The organism is Paraburkholderia sp. EG287B, from assembly GCF_040965595.1.
Lineage (GTDB): Bacteria > Pseudomonadota > Gammaproteobacteria > Burkholderiales > Burkholderiaceae > Paraburkholderia.
The window spans coordinates 225,372-242,348 of sequence record NZ_JBFRCG010000011.1 but is presented as its reverse complement, the minus strand read 5'-3'; the positions used below and the strand labels follow the sequence as shown (position 1 = coordinate 242,348).

Sequence of the window (16,977 nt, the reverse complement as noted above, 5' to 3'; positions counted from 1 at the left end):
TGTGCTTGATACGGTGCGACGCGCGCCGCGCCGCTTACTTCTTCTTTTTGCTCTTGCCTTTCGACGCTTTCGCGCCCTTCGCAGACTTGTCGTCGTCGGGCGGCGCGAGCATCGTGCCGCGGCACTTGCGGGCGCCGCAACGGCATTCGTATTCGCGCTTGAGCTTCTTCGTCTGCTTCGCGTCGATCACGAGGCCGTAGTCGTAGAAAAGCTCCTCGCCCTCCGGGATATCGCGCAGCGCGTGGATATAGACGTGTCCGTCGATTTCCTCGGCTTCGCAGTTCGGCGCGCACGAATGATTGATCCAGCGCGCGCTGTTGCCCTTCACCTTGCCGTCGATCACGTCGCCGTCGTCGAGCGCGAAATAGAACGTGTGATTCGGTTCGGCAGGATTATGCGGATGACGCCGCAACGCTTCCTTCCAGGAGATGCGCTCGCCCTTGTATTCGATCAGTCGTTCGCCGGTCGCAATGGGGACCGCCGCAAACACGCCCTTGCCGTGCACGCCCGACTGGCGCACGACGATCCTGCGTTCACTCATTGAATGAATCCTTGTGAAGTACTGGGGGAGACTGTCCCGGTCATGACAGGCGGCGCGGAACATGTCCTCCCGCGCGCCGCCTGCGGCTCTCTCATGAAGCCGTGCCTGGCGGTCTGCCTGGCCTTGCATCGGCCCTTGCATCAAACCTCGCGCCCTGGCTCGTCGCGCTCCGTACGCAAACGCGGCGCCGATTGGGCGCCGCGCTCATGCGACGCCCGGCGCGCCACAGACGGCATCGTACACGCTCGCGCCTCTTTCGTTCAACCCATATGCGCCGTGAGAAACCGCCACGCGCCATGTGTTTCAGCGCTGGCCGAGCGTCGTCTCGCCGAACAGCTTCTTCAACTCGCGCGGTTGCGAGCGCCAGTATTGCGGCGGCGCGCTCACGCTCGCGCCGAGCTGCGCCGCGGCGTGCCACGGCCAGCGCGGATCGTAGAGCATCGCGCGCGCCATCGCGATCATGTCGGCTTCGCCGTCTTCGATGATCTGGTTGGCCTGCAAGGCGTCGGTGATGAGGCCCACGGCAATCGTCGTCATGCCGGTTTCGGCCTTCACCTTGCGTGCGAACGGCACTTGATAGCCGGGTTCGAGCGGAATCTTCTGCAGCGGCGACACGCCCCCCGACGACACGTCGATCCAGTCCGCGCCGCGCGCCTTGAGCGCCTGCGCGAAGACGACGGTGTCCTCCGGCGTCCAGCCGCCATCGACCCAATCCGTTGCCGAAACGCGCACGCCAATCGGGCGATCGGCCGGAAATTCGGCGCGCACGGCGTCGAACACTTCGAGCGGAAAGCGCATGCGGTTTTCGCGCGAGCCGCCGTACTCGTCGCTGCGCTGGTTCGCGATCGGCGAGAGAAACTGGTGCAGCAAATAGCCGTGCGCCGCGTGGATTTCGAGGGCGTCGATGCCCAGACGCGCCGCGCGGCGCGCCGTGGCCACGAACGCATCGCGCACGCGATTCAGACCCGCGACGTCGAGTGCCAGCGGCGGCGCCTCGCCTTCCTTGTGCGCGAGCGCCGAAGGCGCATGCGGCAGCCACCCGCCGTCGGCGACCGGAATCAGCTGGCCGCCCTCCCAGGGCACATGACTCGACGCCTTGCGCCCCGCGTGCGAGATCTGCATCGCGATGCGGACAGGCGAATGGCGGCGGATCGCGGCGATCACGGGCTCGAGCGCGGCTTCGGTCACGTCGTCCCACAGGCCGAGACAGCCCGGCGTGATGCGGCCGTCCGGCTCGACCGCCGTCGCTTCGATGCAGAGCATCGCCGCGCCCGAAAGCGCGAGGTGGCCGAGATGGATCATGTGCCAGTCGTTCGCTTCGCCGCGCTCGGCGGAGTACTGGCACATCGGCGAAACGACGATGCGATTGGGGAGCGTCACGCCACGCAGTTCGAGCGGAGTGAAGAGCTTGCTCATGGGAGGTCCACGGACGGTTGGCAGAAGCGTCCGAGAATAGCACGCGCTTTTTTCACGCGTTCGACAGGGAACACGACGCCTGCGCGGCGTGCGCCGGCGCGAAGTGGATCAAGCCGGGTTCAGGCGCGGGTCAGGGTTGGCGCGCGGCCATCTGTGCGTCGACGGCATCGAGCCATTCGCCGAACATGCGGCTCGCCTGCGCTTCGAGGAGCGGCCCGTGGCGCGCCGTGTCGTCGCGCAGCGCGTTCACGTCCACGCCCGCGCCGGCGATTTCCGCGGCATGACCGATCAGCCAGGGCTCGAAGCGGTCGGCGCGCACTTCCGGGTGGCACTGCAGGCCGAGCACATTGTCGCCCCACGAAAACGCCTGGTTCTCGCAGAGCGGCGTGGAAGCGAGGCGCGTCGCGCCCTGCGGCAGATCGAAGGTATCGCCATGCCAGTGCAGCATGGAGGTCGCCGCGCCGTCGAGGTGCTGCAGCGGCGAGGCGCGGCCGGCGTCGGTGAGCGTGAGCGGCGTCCAGCCGATCTCGGGCTGGGGCCCCGCATACACGCGAGCGCCGAGCACGCGCGCAATGAGCTGCGCGCCGAGGCAGATGCCGAGCGTAGGCAGACCCGCCGCGATGCGCTTTTCGATCATCGCGGCAAGGGGAACGAGTGTGGGATAGCGCGCATCGTCGCACGCGTTGATCGGGCCGCCGAGCACGACCATGAGCGACGCCGACAGCGGATTGAGCGCGCCGACACGGGCGAAGCCGACGTCGACGTAGCGCACGGGACGGCCGCGGTCGCCGAGCACGCGCTCGAAGCTGCCGAGGTCCTCGAAATAGACATGGCGCACAGCCAATACTTCGCGATTCATCGGCAAATTCCCGGGTCGGCTGTGGACGGCATGCACGTCACCGCTCTTTCACGGCGCGTGCGAACGTTTGCGCCAGCGGTCGTGACAAAAAACGTATGGCCAATACTTGCGAGAACTACACAAATTGCCACGCACGCGTTTGATACACGCAAAGTCAGCACGCAACGTCGGCACGCCAACGACCGCGCGCTGCTTTGCATTACCGTGCATTACATGCATGACGCGCGCCGCCCGCATGGGGGCGGCGGCGCAGCTTCGGCCTTACACCGCGAAGATCTTCCAGTTTTTCTTCTGGGTCGTCACGTCGGCCTGTTCGTAGACCGAGCAATCGAGACGCAGATCCGTGTCAGCCATGTCGATGTTCAGCAGCTGGCAGTGATGCGGCGTCTTCTTCGGGTTCTTGCTCGGCTCGAAATGCGAGCAGGTCAGGCACATGCGGTGCTGCGGGCTGGTTTCCTGCGCTTCGAGCAGAAAAACCGTCTTGAGCAGCGTGCGATAAAGCGTGGACTGCTCGTCCGCCTTCAGCGTGCCGACCGCCTTCGACAGGAAGTCGGGCCACTGCGAGGCCTTTTTCGCCGCCGTGCGGCCGCGCGACGTGAGACGCACCGCGAGTGCGCGGCCGTCGTCGAGCGCACGGCGCTTTTCGACCAGCCCCTTGGTTTCGAGCGTGCTCACCGCATCGCTGGTGGTCGCGGCCGTGAGGGCCGTTTCACGCGCGATCTCGCCGAGGCGCATCGGCCCCTTTCGCTGCATCAGCAGCACGAGAATTTCGCCCTGGGTAGGCGTGAGTCCTGCCCCTTCGGCCCAGTCCCACGCCTGGCTCCGCATTGCCGTGCTCAGTCGCAGCAGGCTATGGGTCACCCGCCCGGCTGCCTGCTCTCCGTATACGCCTTCGCTCATAGTCTTTCGCTGGTTATTGGCAGCTTGCGCTGCATCGTCAGCCGCCGCTTTGACCGACGGCCTGTGGGAACGCTGGCGCCCGGTTCCCCGAGCGCCGCACCATCTCAAAAAATTCCTGCTTCGCGTACGCCATCGTACGCGTTGCACTGTCATGTTTCTTGCCGCTGGCCCCGGAAACATCCTTCAAGTCCCGACGCCAGTGCAGCAAACCGACATTCTATGCGAGAGCGGCAAATCGCACAGCTAACTTATCCAGCGCGAATTGTGGATAACCCGTTGATAAGCAGGCTATTGCCTTGTGTACAGGTTCCGCGCTGCTCGCCGCCACCGCCCCGTGACCCATGCAGGTTATCGCGGATTTCTGTCCCGAACGCAACTGGAATCTGCCCGATTGTGACTAACCAATCATTACGTAGTCCATTGAGTTTGCAGGGAAAACGAAGGTTACCCACAACGGCCTGGGCCATTTGTTCTTGAATATGGACCATGTCGGGACCCAGGTCAAAAAAATAAGAACCCCCAGGTACCTCGAAGCCGGCAAAAAAAATTTCGTCCACCGCGAAAAAAGTGGCGTGCGGAACCAACGCGACCCGTTTTTGGCCCGCTTTTAACAGCTCTTACCCGTTTTCCGGTCCCTGAAAGCACGAAGGGCAGCCCGAAAGCTGCCCTCGCATCCTGCTTTGCCGGCGCGGGGCGCATCCGGCACCCCGCGAAAATCGGTCAGTGGTCCTGTGTGTCCGCCGGCTCCCTCTTACGATTCCCGTCAGGCGCGCCAGCGCAGGCACTGCTGGCGCACCGCTTCGTGCAGCGATTTTTCCTCGGCCACCACGCTGCGCAGCCACGTGGCGTCGTTGTTCTGCGCACGGGCGATCGTGCCGATTTCGGTGAGTGCGCGCGTCGAGCCGAGCACCTCGCCGTGCGGCGCGATCCGGTCCAGCGTTTCGAGTATGTCTTCAGAAATCGTGCGGCGCTCGCCCGTTTGCGGATTCACGCAGGTGCCGGCCAAGCCGAAGCGGCACGCCTGGAAGCGGTTGAACGTGTAGACGAGGTAGTCGTCCTCGAGCGGCGCGATCGGCCGATCGGTGAGCAGATGGCGCGCGAGCGTCTGGATGTAGCAGGCGATCGCGGCGGCGCGCTCCACCGAAAGCGGCGTGTCCATCACGCGCACCTCGATCGTGCCGAAGCCCGGTTTCGGGCGGATGTCCCAGTAGAAGTCTTTCATGCTGTTGACAACGCCCGTGTGCACCATCTTCGAGAAGTACTCCTTGAACTCCTCCCAGCTCAGCACGAACGGCGCGCGGCCCGACAGCGGAAACGCGAACACGGAATTCAGTCGTGCCGAATGAAATCCGGTGTCCACGCCCTGTACATAGGGCGACGACGCCGAGAGCGCGATGAAATGCGGGATGAAGCGCGAAAGCGAGTGCAGCAGAAAGAGCGCGCTGTCCGCATCGGGGCAGCCGATATGCACGTGCTGGCCGAACACCGTGAACTGCTTCGCCAGGTAGCCGTACAGCTCGGACAGATACTGAAAGCGCGGCGTATCGACGATGCGCCGGTCGCTCCATTGCTGGAACGCGTGGGTGCCGCCGCCGCACAGACCGACGTTGAGACGATCGGCCGCGCTGACGAGCACGTCGCGAATCCTGCGCAGATCGGCCACGGCCTGCTCGTGATTCGTGCAGATGCCGGTGGAGAGTTCGATCATGCTTTCGGTGATTTCGGGCGTGATATTGCCCGGAATCTCCTGATCTTTGACGAGGCGCATGAGGTCGCTCCCCGCCTTGGTCAGATCGTAGTCGTGCGTGTTGACGATCTGCATTTCGAGTTCGACGCCGAACGTGAACGGCTTCGAATCGACAAACGTTTCAAGTGACATGGCGTTTCCTTCGGGGCGTCGCGCGCAAGCCGCCGGCCGCGCGCGCCGCGAGATTCATTTTTCGCCGCGTTCGCCGACGAGCGCAAGCGCGCGGTAGACCACCCAGGGTCCGAAGAGCTGCAGCACGACGATCGAGCACAGAATGATCGCGCGCAGGCGCGGATCGAAGGTCGGATAAAGCTCGTAGGTGTCCTCGACGAGCAGCAGCGCGAGCGCCGACATGGGCGTCAAGGCGAGGCCGAGCGCCACCCCCTGCTTCCAGTGCAGCCCGCTCGGCTTGGCGAACATCAGCACGCCGACGAGCTTGGCCGCGAGACGCGCGACGATCAGCCCCGCCGCCGCCACGCCGCCCACGAGAATGTCGTGCCACTCGAAGGTGGTGAGCGTGAGCACGAACAGAATCACCGTGAGCAGCCATCCGGCCGTGCCGAAATGCTGCGGCCACAGCTGCGGGCGCGGCTCCAGATTCTTCACGATGATGCCGGCGGCGAGCAGGCTCAGGATCGTCGAGAGCTTGAGCAGGTGCGCGATGGCGATCGCGAGCAGCACGAGGCCGAAGAGTGCGACGAACGAGTGCTCGTCCTGCGGGCTCAGGCGGCGGTAAAACAGCGTGCATGCGCGGGCGAGCACGAACGCGAGAATCAGCGAGCCGATCAGCAGATAAAGCGGCTGCAGGATCGTCGCGAACACGTTGCCGTACATCTCCTGATGCAGCCAGGTCGAGGCGAGCTTTTCGACGATCACCGCATACATGCTGTTGAGCGCCGTGAGCGTGAGCAGGCGCTGCGTGACCTGGCCTTCTGCGCGCAGCTCCGTCTTGAGCTGGATCACCATGGCAGGCGACGTCGCCATGGCGATCGCCGACACGACGAGCGCGATCATCGTCGGTACGGAAAGGAACAGCAGCACCGCGAGCACGAGCACGAAGGTGAGCGAGGACTCGGCGAGGCTCGACAGGATGAGCCAGGGATTGCGGCGGATCCAGCGCAGGTCGAGACGGCTGCCCAGTTCGAACAGCAGCAGGCCGAGCGCGACATCGAGCAGCGGCCGCGCGGCCGTGCCGACATCGGCGTCGATCACGCCGAACCCGGCCGATCCGGCAATGAGCCCGATCACCCCATAGCCCGAGATCCGCGGCAAGCGCCACGCCCGATAACAAAGCTCGCCGCACAAACCGGCGGCGAGCAGCGCGAGCCCGGCCCAGAAAATTCCGTCGAGCTGCAACGGCCAGGCGGGAAAAAACGAAAACGCCGACTTCATCGTGGTGGCTTCTCCTTGGCAACGACTTCTTGCGTGGGATCGAATCCGGCTGTCCGACGTTAGTTCGACATACGACTGGCTAACAGGCAAGCCGCGTGCCGCACGAGGCGAACGACACCTCTACTCCCCGTCCGTTGTCTGCCTGCCTGGCGCACCAATCCATGCAGCCGGCTGGCCCGACGATATGACGATTGGGCGAGCCGGCGCGACCAGGCGCTTCCTGCGGCGAGTGCGGACAAACCGTGCGGCAAAACGCTGCGACAAAGCAGCCGGCACATGACGGTGCGGCGAACAGCCGGTACGGGCGCGTTGCGTGTGGTGTGGCTGCGCCCGCGTTGGATGAAGAACGCTGCCGTCTACCCTGAGCACTCAGATTCAGGATGAGGGGCAACCGTTCCTTGGATGCGTCGACCGTCTGATGCGGCATTTGACGCGGAAAGAACGGCGATTGTGCCATAGCTTTTTTGCAATTGTCCCCACCTCTTCGAAAGCATCGACAAAGACGGTAATAGCGTCCGTATTGTGCGCTTTTGGCGACGTATGCGGAAAAAATGACCGCATCGGCGGCCGGCTTTCGTCTGGGTTTTCAAGCTCCGGCTGGATCGTCTTTGTCGGCAGCGATGGCGCTAGCTTGGGGTTTACTGTTTACCGTATGTATACGTAGTAGAAGTTAACAAGGGCCTGGATTTCCTGTGGATAACCGGGGTTTACCGAAAGGAATCCGCGAGTTGCCGCTCGTACAACCGCACGCAAAGCATGTGCGGTCCATGCGCACTTCGAAGAGTAACTTTTGGGCCTGGAGCGGGGCGTGCCGAGTTACCCCGTTTACGTCCACACCGCTTCCACACTCGATTCGCTGCCAATTCGCGCGGTTATCCACAGATTTGCGTGGATAACCTGGAGGCTCTTTTTTCCGTGTAGGGCCCTCAAAGACTGCGCTGGCGCAAGGCGCGCTGCAGGAAGCGCGCCGGATCCAGCTGGTCCGCGAGTTCCCGCTCCAGAGGCCACGGCTCGCCCTCCAGCTGCGATGCGACCAGCTCCGCCCCCAGCCCCGCCCAGACGAGCCCGCGCGAGCCAAACGCATACGCGCCGTAGAGGCCGCTTGCGCGCGGCAGGTCGAGCGGCCACGCGCCGGCCAAACGCTGCGCGTCGCGGCGGGCGGCGTCTTCGTCGGCGAGCGGGCCGAGCATCGGCATGCGGTCGCTGGTGACACAGCGGAACGCCACGCGGCCCGCGAAATCGCGCTCGCCTGCGCTTTGGGCCGCGGCAAGCTCAGGGAGCATCTGCGCGACGCGTTCGATGTTCTCGGCATGGCCCGCGGCGCGCAGCGCGTGGTCGGCGTCGTCGACTTCGTAGGTGGCGCCCGCGAGCGTGACGCCGCCGTCGAGCGGCACCGCGTAGCCCTCGCCGATCACGGGTACGCGCAGGTTCGCGAGCGGGCTGGGATCGACGAGCGTGAGCTGGCCGCGCACGATGCGCGTGGGCGCGTGCGCGAGCGCGGCGGCGCGCGACGCGTCCTGGGCGTTGGCGAAGATCACCGCGGCTGCCTGGGCGACGAGCCGACCGGCGTCGTCGAACACCTGCCATTCGTCGGTTTCCTGTTCGCCGGCGCGCGCAATGTGACCGATACGCACACCGAAACGTGTCTCGACCTGCGCGCCGGGCAGCGCGGCGGCGAAGGCGCACTGGGCGCGGCAGAGGGTTGCCGGGTCGATCGCGCCGCCCTGCGGATAGAACCAGCCACCCTGATTGAGCGCGACGCCGGCCAGCGTCTGTGCTTGCTCGCGCGTGACGGCGCGCACGAATTCTTCTGGATAGCCGAACGATTCCAGCGCGGCGGCGACGGCGCGCGACTCGTCGTCGGTGGCGAGATGGAGCAAGCCGGCGTGCGAGCGCCGGGGCGCATGGCCGGCGGCTTCGAGCGCGGCCCAGCGTTGCAGCGCATAGAGAAAACCCGCCCGCGTGATGCGCGACGCGCTGCTGTCGTCGCGCGAAATCAGCGGATGAAATACGCCGGCCGGATTGCCCGATGCCTCGAGCGCGGGCGCGGCGTTGCGTTCGACGAGCGTCACGCGCCAGCCGCGCACGGCCAGCCGCTCGACGAGCGCGCAGCCGGCGAGTCCCGCTCCGACGACGACCGCGTGCCGCTCGCGCAGCGTAAGCGGCAGCGGCGGCTCGTAGCGGCGCACGCGCCAGCGCGGCGCGAAGCGTCCGGCCAGCATCGCCCACTTGCCGTTGAAGCCTTCCACCTTGTGGTATTCGAAGCCGCTTTGCTGCAGCGCGCGCTTGACGTCGCCCGAACTGCTCCAGGTCGCGAAGGTGGCGTCCTCGCCGGCGATGCGCGCGAGCGCCTTGAAAATGGCCGGCGACCAGAGGTCGGGATTCTTCGCCGGGGCGAAGCCGTCGAGGTAGATCGCATCGGCGCGCATCCACATTTTGGGAAATACCTCGAGCGCGTCGCCGAACACGAGCGTGAGCGTGACGCGCCCGCCCTCGAATTCCAGGCGGTGCGTGCCCGGCACGAGCATCGGCCAGGCGTTCACGAGCTCGCGCGCGAGCGGCGCTTCGCGTGCGTGCGCAACGACTGCGTCGAGTGCGCTTCGCAGGTCGTTGCGCGCGAACGGATGTTTTTCCACCGAAACGAAATGCAGGCGTTCGCAGCGCGCCGGGTCGTCGCGCCATGCCGACCACGTGGCGAGAAAGTTTACGCCCATGCCGAAGCCGGTTTCGACCACGGTGAAGATGCGCCGGTCTTGCCAGCGCTGCGGCAGCGCGTTGCCGTTCAGAAAGACGGCTTGAGCCTGTGCGAATGCGCCCGCAGTGCTGTGGTAGACGTCGCCATAGATGGGCGAAAACGGCGTGCCGTCTTCCCGGAAAGCGAGCGTGGCGGGTGTCAGGGTGGCGGTCATGAGGAACGCGAAGCCAGAGGTGAGGAGAAAACGGGCAAGCAGCGAGGCTGCAAAAAGCGTGTGGCAAAGGCGGATCGCGTCGCCGCAAACGCTTGCCGGGCCGGCGTTTGCGCGCATGCTGCGTTGGCGCGGCGCAACGCCTGCGGCGGGAAAAACGTCGCAGACGTGGCGATTTGCGGGGGTGGACACCCGAAAAAGGTCTACAAGCTCCAAAAAACCCGCATTTCCCGCGCGAAATCTTCGAAACCCTTGTCGTTATTGGGTTTGCGCTGCGCTATCATAGCAAGCGCCGCCCAGGGAAGCGGCAGCACGGACGTTGCGGCAGCAGACACACGCTAGTCGCCGCAACGCGAAAACGCCGGGGTGCTCCGGGTCCGTCGCTGCTCGACGGCGCGGCACGCGTCCGTATAATCGGCGCGTTCGCGCTGTTCGTGTCAACCTAAACACAGAAAGGAACTTCTCAATGAATAAACAGGAACTGATCGACGCCGTCGCAGCACAGACGGGCGCTAGCAAGGCACAAACCGGCGAGACGCTGGACACGCTCCTCGAAGTGGTCAAGAAGGCTGTGTCGAAGGGTGACGCGGTTCAGCTGATCGGCTTCGGCAGCTTCGGTTCGGGCAAGCGCGCAGCCCGTACGGGCCGTAACCCGAAGACCGGCGAAACCATCAAGATTCCCGCTGCCAAGACCGTCAAGTTCACGGCTGGCAAGGCGTTCAAGGACGCCGTCAACAAGCGCTAAGGCATTGCCGCTTTAAGTTGACACCCGCCCCTGGCGGGTTTTTTTTCGCCTGCGAGCCTCATGCATCGCGCGCGCAAAAGCAAACGGCGCCGCATTTTTGCGGCGCCGTTGTTCGTTGAGCGCGTCGTTTGGCTCAGTTCGGACGGTGGACGATTTCGTCGTGATCGCCGTGATCATGATCGTGATCGTCGTCGTCGAGCTCCCAGGACGGGAACGGGTCGGCGTAGCCCAGCCAGGCTTCGGGACCTGCCGCGTATTCCGCATCGTTGAGAAGGCACGCATCGAGCTTCGCGCGCCATGCATCGCGGTCGAGATCCACGCCGATCATCACCAGCTCCTGACGGCGGTCGCCGACGCTGGGGTCGTCGAGATCGCCTTGCCAGTCGGCGGCGATTTCCTTTTCGAGTTCGGCGTCCTGCGGCCATTCCTCGCGCGGCAGTGCCGCCCACCACGTGCCCGCGGGGCCGTGACGACATACGCCGCCCGCCTGCGAGAGCGTGCCCGTTACCTCGTTGCGCGTGGCGAGCCAGAAGAAGCCCTTCGAGCGCAGCACGCCCTTCCATTCCTGGTTGAGCAGGGCCCAGAAGCGCTCGGGATGAAACGGGCGGCGCGCACGATAAACGAAGTTGCTGATGCCGTACTCGTCGGCTTCGTTGCGCGGCGCATGCGTATGCGCCGGATCGTGGCAATGCGCCGGGTCATCGCAATGGTCATGGTCGTGCAGCGACGCGAGCCAGCCCGGCGCGCTCGACGCCGCATCGAAATCGAAGCGGCCGGTGTTGATCACCTCCTCGAGCGGCACGTTGCCGAAGCGGCTCACCACCTGCACCGCGCGCGGATTGATGCGCGCGAGAATGTGCTGCAGGCGTGCGAGTTCGTCGTCGCTTACGAGGTCGGCCTTGTTGAGCACGAGCACGTCGCAGAACTCCACCTGATCGACGAGCAGTTCCACGATCGCGCGGTCGTCTTCCTCGCTCGCTGCCACGCCGCGCTGCGCGAGTTGGTCGGGGCTCGCGTAGTCGCGCAGGAAGTTGAATGCGTCGACGACGGTGACCATTGTGTCGAGACGCGCGAATTCGTCGAGCGCGACGCCGTCGTCGCCGGCGAACGTGAAGGTTTCCGCGATCGGCATCGGCTCGGCCACGCCGGTCGATTCGATCACGATGGCGTCGAAGCGCTGGCCGGCGCGCGCCGGGTCGGCGAGGCGCTGGATCCCGGTGAGCAGGTCGTCGCGCAGCGTGCAGCAGATGCAGCCGTTCGACATTTCGACCACGCGCTCTCCCACGCGCGAGAGCGCCGAGGCGTCGCGCACGAGCGCGGCGTCGATGTTCACCGAGGCGAGGTCGTTGACGATCACCGCCACGCGCAGGCCCGCGCGGTTCGACAGGATATGGTTGAGCAGCGTGGTCTTGCCCGCGCCCAGAAAACCCGAGAGCACGGTGACGGGCAGTGGCGGCTGGTTCATCGCAGTTTGGTGCAGAAAGTGAGTCGGGAGGCGCGCCGCGCGAAAGGATCGAAATCCTCGTAAGGGTGCGGCGCCAGCCAGCATTTTGCACCATGCACGCGCGCCGCGCAGGGCACGCGTGCCGCCGCATTCAGGGCGCGAGCACGCGGTGAGCGCTCAACATGCGCTCAAGCGCGCTACTGCATGAGATGCCACTTGCGCAGAATGTCGGCGATCTGCTGCGCGTACTGGTCGCGCAGCGTCGGCGTTTCGGAATGGTAAGCGCCGACGGCAGCCCACGTGTTGCCGTACTTGTTCATCTTCTGGCGCAGGTGCCACGCGGCGATATAGACGTTCTTGCACGGCTCCATGAGCGTGCTTTGCGAAATGCCGTACTGCGAGAGCACGGGCAGATGCACGGAATTGATCTGCATGACGCCGTAGTCGATCGAACCGTTCGCATTCCTGTGTACCGCGTCGGGCCGGTTGTGCGACTCCTGCCAGGCAATGGCGCGCAGGATCAGCGGATTGACCTTCTGATAGCGCGCGGCCTCGTCGAAACAGTCCGCGTGCGCGAGCGTGCTGACGCTCGCGGCGACGAGCACCACGACGGCGGCAAGCGTAGCGGACCAGACGTTTGGCATGGCGACTCGCGCGAAAGCAGACAGAAGGGCAAACAACGGGCAAGCAAAGGACAAGCAAAGAGGCGAACGACGCAGCCTGCAGGATGACGCAATCTCTCGCTGGCCGGCCTGATTTCTGGCGCGCAATGCGGGAATTCCCACATAAAGACGGGGGAAACGTGCGTTGGCCATCCTTCGGGCCGCTCGTATGATACCGGTCACCGATGACGCGTCAAGCTGGCTGCTCAGACAAGACGCGGCGCTTCGAACCAATCGAAGTCCGCGCACGCCAGCTCATGAGGCACGCATGCTTACAAACAGCTTGGGATTACCGGCTGGCGCGGCTCGGCGATTAGAAGAATTCCCCGGAGCCCCATTTTTTGTGACAAATTCGACATGAAAAACTGCTACTGTTCCATCTTTTGTTGACTAACGGACGTCCGGGCTGAGGAGAGCCGGCGCCGGCACTAGTCAGGAAAGCACAGGCGAGTCGGCCCCACAGCCGTACGTCGAGGACGAATAGCCGCGCGCGTCTGCCGCTGGCTTCGATAAGACACCCATGAGAAGAAATCGTATGGCTTTGCGTCGCGTCGCCACGGCGCTGCTCGTGAGCGGACTGATTACGGCACAGCTTGCCTATGCGCAGGTCACGCTCAATTTCGTCAACGCCGACATCGACCAGGTGGCGAAGGCAATTGGCGCCGCCACCGGCAAAACGATCATCGTCGATCCCCGCGTGAAGGGGCAGCTCAATCTCGTCTCCGAGAACCCCGTGCCTGAAGACCAGGCGCTCAAGACCCTGCAGTCGGCGCTGCGCATGCAAGGCTTCGCGCTCGTGCAGGATCACGGCGTCCTGAAGGTCGTGCCGGAAGCCGACGCCAAGCTGCAGGGCGTGCCCACCTATGTGGGCAATGCGCCCACCGCGCGTGGCGACCAGGTGGTGACCCAGGTGTTCACGCTCAGGCACGAGTCGGCGAACAACCTGCTGCCGGTGCTGCGCCCGCTGATCTCGCCGAACAACACGATTGCCGCCTACCCGGCCAACAACACGCTCATCGTGACCGACTATGCGGACAACGTGCGCCGCATCGCCTCGATCATCGCGGGTGTGGACTCGGCCGCCGGCCAGCAGGTCCAGGTGGTGCCGCTGCACAACGCCAATGCGCTCGACATCGCGCCGCAAATCGCGAAGATGCTCGACCCGGGCGCGATCGGCGCCTCGGACCCGTCGCTGAAGGTCTCGGTCATCGCCGACCCGCGCACCAACTCGCTGATGCTGCGCGCCTCGAACGCGCAACGCCTCGCTTCCGCGGTCCAGCTCTCGAAGCAGCTCGACGCGCCCACCAGCATGCCGGGCAACATTCACGTCGTGCCGCTGCGCAACGCCGACGCCACGCAGCTCGCCAAGACGCTGCGCGGCATGCTCGGCAAGGGCGGCAACGATACGTCGTCGTCCGGCAACGCGAACGGCTTCAACCAGGCCGGCAACAGCGGCGGCGGCGGCAGCATGTCGACGGGCACCTCCGGCACGCCGCCGCTGCCGTCGAGCTCGCTCAGCGGCGGTACGTCGTCGGGCAGTTCGCTGGGCGGGGGCAGCTCGTACGGCAGCGGTGGCGGCGGCAGCAACGAAGCGCCGTTCCTCGGCGGCGACAAGGACAAGGGCGACGAGAACCAGCCGGGCGGCATGATTCAGGCCGACGCGGCGACCAACTCGCTGATCATCACGGCCCCGGACGCGGTGTACCGCAACCTGCGCGCCGTGATCAACCAGCTCGATGCGCGGCGCGCGCAGGTCTATATCGAGGCGCTGATCGTCGAACTGAACTCGACCACCAACGCCAACCTGGGCATTCAGTGGCAGGTCGCGAATGGCAATTTGTACGCCGGCACCAATCTTTCCACCGGCAGCGGCAACAGCATCATCAACCTGACGGCCGCTGCGGCCGCCGACGCCAGCACCGGCGGCCTTGCGAGCGCGCTCGGGGCTTCCGGCCTCCAGCAGGGCCTGAATGTAGGCTGGATCAAGAACATCTTCGGTGTGCGGGGTCTCGGCGCCTTGCTGCAGGCGCTCTCGCAAACCGCCGACGCCAACGTGCTGTCCACGCCTAACCTCATTACGCTCGACAACCAGGAAGCGAAGATCGTCGTCGGTACGAACGTGCCGATCCAGACGGGTTCGTATTCGAACCTCACGAGCGGCACGGCGAGCACGGCGTTCAACACCTACGATCGTGTGGACGTGGGCCTGACGCTGCACATCAAGCCGCAGATCACCGACGGCGGCATCCTGAAGCTGCAGCTGTACACGGAAGACTCGGCGATCGTGACGGGCACGACCAACGCGACGACCAATCCCGCCGGCCCCGAATTCACCAAGCGTTCGATCCAGTCGACCGTGCTGGCCGACAACGGCGAGATCATCGTGCTCGGCGGCCTGATGCAGGACAACTACCAGGTCGCCAACAGCAAGGTGCCGCTGCTTGGCGACATTCCGTGGATCGGCCAGCTGTTCCGCTCGGAAAACAAGACGCGCGAGAAGACCAACCTGATGGTGTTCCTGCGGCCGGTGATCATCAGCGACCGCGACACGGCGCAGGCGGTCACGTCGAATCGCTACGACTATATCCAGGGCGTGACGGGCGCCTACAAGTCCGACAACAACCTGATCAAGGATCGCGACGACCCGGTCGTGCCGCCGATGCCGGTCGGCCCGAGCCAGGGCGGCTCCGTGCTGAACCTGTTCGATCTCGACCAGATGCGGCGTCAACAGGCGCTGGGCGTGCAGCCAGCGGCGCCCGCGAACCCGGCAAGCGCCGTGCAGATGCAGCCCGCCGCACCGGTGCAAACGGCGCCGGTCGAAACCACGCCGGTGCAGCAGGCGGCGCCTGCCACCACGCGGGTGCAGCCGTGAGCACGCCGCACGCGCCTGCGGCCAACGGCGGTGCGGACCGCGAGCCGCCCTCGCCGCTTGCCGCGCGCCTCGTGCCGTACGGCTTTGCGCGCAGCGGCCAGATTCTCGTCGCCCAGCAGCACGCGGAAGGCCTCGAAGTGTGGATCAGCGAGCGTACCTCGCAGGCCGCCATCGCCGAGGTCGCGCGCAACTTCGGCGCGTTCGCGCTCGTGCGCGTGCCGGCCGACGAACTCACGCAGGCCATCAACCAGGCGTACGCGCGCCAGGACGGCAGCGCCGCGCAGGTGGTGGGCGAAGTGGAAGGCGAAGTCGATCTCTCGCGCCTCATGCAGGACATTCCCGAAGTGGAAGACCTGCTGGAGTCCGAAGACGACGCGCCGATCATCCGCATGATCAATGCGCTGCTCACGCAGGCCGCGCGCGAGCAGGCATCGGACATTCATATCGAGCCGTTCGAGAATGCCTCGGTCGTGCGCTTTCGCGTGGACGGCACGCTGCGCGACGTCGTGCGCCCGAAGAAGGCGCTGCACGGCGCGCTGATCTCGCGTATCAAGATCATGGCGCAGCTCGACATCGCCGAGAAACGCCTGCCGCAGGACGGCCGCATCACGCTGCGCGTGGGCGGGCGTCCGGTGGACGTGCGCGTGTCCACGCTGCCCACGGGCCACGGCGAGCGTGCGGTGCTGCGTCTGCTGGAAAAAGATGCGCAGCGTCTGAACCTCGAAGCGCTCGGCATGGCCGGCGACACGCTCGGCAAGTTCGACCAGCTGATCGCGAAGCCGCACGGCATCGTGCTCGTCACCGGCCCGACGGGCTCGGGCAAGACGACCACGCTGTACGCGTCGATGTCGCGGCTCGAAACGGCCACGACCAACATCATGACCGTGGAAGACCCGATCGAGTACGACCTCTCGGGCATCGGGCAAACGCAGGTGAACGAGCGCATCGGCATGACGTTTGCGCGCGCATTGCGCTCGATCCTGCGTCAGGACCCGGACATCATCATGATCGGTGAAATCCGCGACCTCGAAACCGCGCAGATCGCCGTGCAGGCGTCGCTCACGGGCCACCTCGTGCTCGCCACGCTCCATACCAACGACGCCGCCTCCGCCGTCACGCGTCTGACCGACATGGGCGTCGAGCCGTATCTGCTCGCGTCGTCTTTGCTCGGCGTGCTCGCGCAGCGCCTCGTGCGCCAGCTCTGCCCCGTGTGCAAGGAAGAACGCGAGGAAGACGACGGCAGAAAACGCTGGCATCCGGTGGGTTGCGATCGCTGCGGCCAGTCGGGCTACGCGGGTCGGCGCGGCGTGTACGAACTGCTGCTCATCGACGAGCCGATCCGCGCGCTCATCCACCGCAACGCCGCCGATGCGGAGATCTTCGAGGCCGGCCGCGCACAAGGCATGCGCACGCTGCGCGAAGACGGCGAGCGCTGGGTCGAGGCGGGCAGGACCTCGCTCGAGGAAGTGCTGCGCGTGACGGGCGGCGCGTGA

Annotated in this window: 12 protein-coding genes; 3 read left to right on the top strand and 9 right to left on the bottom strand. The window is 65.5% G+C overall.

From position 1 onward, the window contains the following. Positions 1 to 34 precede the first annotated feature (34 nt). The 7 genes from AB4Y40_RS21660 to mnmC all read right to left on the bottom strand — a co-directional run bounded on the left by AB4Y40_RS21660 (position 35) and on the right by mnmC (position 9,764). Positions 35 to 541 (bottom strand): SET domain-containing protein, encoded by a 507-nt coding sequence (locus tag AB4Y40_RS21660; protein ID WP_368689511.1) that lies wholly within the window; start codon positions 539 to 541, stop codon positions 35 to 37. Between the two features lie 303 nt (positions 542 to 844). Then, on the bottom strand, positions 845 to 1,957 hold the full coding sequence (locus tag AB4Y40_RS21655; protein WP_368689510.1) for an NADH:flavin oxidoreductase/NADH oxidase: 1,113 nt from the start codon (positions 1,955 to 1,957) through the stop codon (positions 845 to 847). A gap of 130 nt (positions 1,958 to 2,087) precedes the next feature. Continuing rightward, a complete protein-coding gene (locus tag AB4Y40_RS21650; RefSeq protein ID WP_368689509.1) occupies positions 2,088 to 2,816 on the bottom strand; it encodes a glutamine amidotransferase in 729 nt (242 codons plus the stop codon). A 261-nt stretch (positions 2,817 to 3,077) separates the two neighbouring features. After that, on the bottom strand, positions 3,078 to 3,716 hold the full coding sequence (locus AB4Y40_RS21645; RefSeq protein ID WP_368689508.1) for a MarR family winged helix-turn-helix transcriptional regulator: 639 nt from the start codon (positions 3,714 to 3,716) through the stop codon (positions 3,078 to 3,080). 763 nt (positions 3,717 to 4,479) lie between these two features. After that, on the bottom strand, positions 4,480 to 5,595 hold the full coding sequence (locus tag AB4Y40_RS21640) for a YbdK family carboxylate-amine ligase (RefSeq protein ID WP_368689507.1): 1,116 nt from the start codon (positions 5,593 to 5,595) through the stop codon (positions 4,480 to 4,482). Positions 5,596 to 5,649: 54 nt separating this feature from the next. Continuing rightward, positions 5,650 to 6,855: a cation:proton antiporter gene (locus AB4Y40_RS21635; protein ID WP_368689506.1), complete on the bottom strand. Its 1,206-nt coding sequence runs from the start codon at positions 6,853 to 6,855 to the stop codon at positions 5,650 to 5,652. 926 nt (positions 6,856 to 7,781) lie between these two features. Further along, a complete protein-coding gene (gene mnmC / locus AB4Y40_RS21630; protein WP_368689505.1) occupies positions 7,782 to 9,764 on the bottom strand; it encodes a bifunctional tRNA (5-methylaminomethyl-2-thiouridine)(34)-methyltransferase MnmD/FAD-dependent 5-carboxymethylaminomethyl-2-thiouridine(34) oxidoreductase MnmC in 1,983 nt (660 codons plus the stop codon). Between the two features lie 463 nt (positions 9,765 to 10,227). Between mnmC and AB4Y40_RS21625 the strand changes: the two genes are divergently transcribed. Then, positions 10,228 to 10,506 (top strand): HU family DNA-binding protein, encoded by a 279-nt coding sequence (locus AB4Y40_RS21625; protein ID WP_027815965.1) that lies wholly within the window; start codon positions 10,228 to 10,230, stop codon positions 10,504 to 10,506. A 133-nt stretch (positions 10,507 to 10,639) separates the two neighbouring features. Here the strand turns inward: AB4Y40_RS21625 and AB4Y40_RS21620 are convergent, their stop codons facing one another. Both AB4Y40_RS21620 and AB4Y40_RS21615 read right to left on the bottom strand, forming a co-directional pair. After that, on the bottom strand, positions 10,640 to 11,971 hold the full coding sequence (locus AB4Y40_RS21620; RefSeq protein WP_368689504.1) for a GTP-binding protein: 1,332 nt from the start codon (positions 11,969 to 11,971) through the stop codon (positions 10,640 to 10,642). A gap of 176 nt (positions 11,972 to 12,147) precedes the next feature. After that, a complete protein-coding gene (locus tag AB4Y40_RS21615) occupies positions 12,148 to 12,594 on the bottom strand; it encodes a lytic transglycosylase domain-containing protein (protein WP_368689503.1) in 447 nt (148 codons plus the stop codon). 553 nt (positions 12,595 to 13,147) lie between these two features. Between AB4Y40_RS21615 and gspD the strand changes: the two genes are divergently transcribed. Beyond that, a complete protein-coding gene (gene gspD, locus AB4Y40_RS21610) occupies positions 13,148 to 15,484 on the top strand; it encodes a type II secretion system secretin GspD (protein ID WP_368689502.1) in 2,337 nt (778 codons plus the stop codon). Next, positions 15,481 to 16,977 carry a type II secretion system ATPase GspE gene (gspE, locus tag AB4Y40_RS21605; protein ID WP_368689501.1) on the top strand — a complete coding sequence of 499 codons (1,497 nt, stop codon included), beginning with the start codon at positions 15,481 to 15,483 and terminating at the stop codon, positions 16,975 to 16,977. Before gspD ends, gspE begins: the two co-directional genes overlap by 4 nt.

Coding starts and splice junctions, on each gene's coding strand:
- gspD (WP_368689502.1), top strand. CDS start 13,148: ATGGCTTTGCGTCGCGTCGCCACGGCGCTGCTCGTGAGCGGACTGATT.
- mnmC (WP_368689505.1), bottom strand. CDS start 9,764: ATGACCGCCACCCTGACACCCGCCACGCTCGCTTTCCGGGAAGACGGC.
- AB4Y40_RS21640 (WP_368689507.1), bottom strand. CDS start 5,595: ATGTCACTTGAAACGTTTGTCGATTCGAAGCCGTTCACGTTCGGCGTC.
- AB4Y40_RS21650 (WP_368689509.1), bottom strand. CDS start 2,816: ATGAATCGCGAAGTATTGGCTGTGCGCCATGTCTATTTCGAGGACCTC.
- AB4Y40_RS21615 (WP_368689503.1), bottom strand. CDS start 12,594: ATGCCAAACGTCTGGTCCGCTACGCTTGCCGCCGTCGTGGTGCTCGTC.
- AB4Y40_RS21645 (WP_368689508.1), bottom strand. CDS start 3,716: ATGAGCGAAGGCGTATACGGAGAGCAGGCAGCCGGGCGGGTGACCCAT.
- AB4Y40_RS21655 (WP_368689510.1), bottom strand. CDS start 1,957: ATGAGCAAGCTCTTCACTCCGCTCGAACTGCGTGGCGTGACGCTCCCC.
- AB4Y40_RS21625 (WP_027815965.1), top strand. CDS start 10,228: ATGAATAAACAGGAACTGATCGACGCCGTCGCAGCACAGACGGGCGCT.
- AB4Y40_RS21635 (WP_368689506.1), bottom strand. CDS start 6,855: ATGAAGTCGGCGTTTTCGTTTTTTCCCGCCTGGCCGTTGCAGCTCGAC.
- AB4Y40_RS21660 (WP_368689511.1), bottom strand. CDS start 541: ATGAGTGAACGCAGGATCGTCGTGCGCCAGTCGGGCGTGCACGGCAAG.
- AB4Y40_RS21620 (WP_368689504.1), bottom strand. CDS start 11,971: ATGAACCAGCCGCCACTGCCCGTCACCGTGCTCTCGGGTTTTCTGGGC.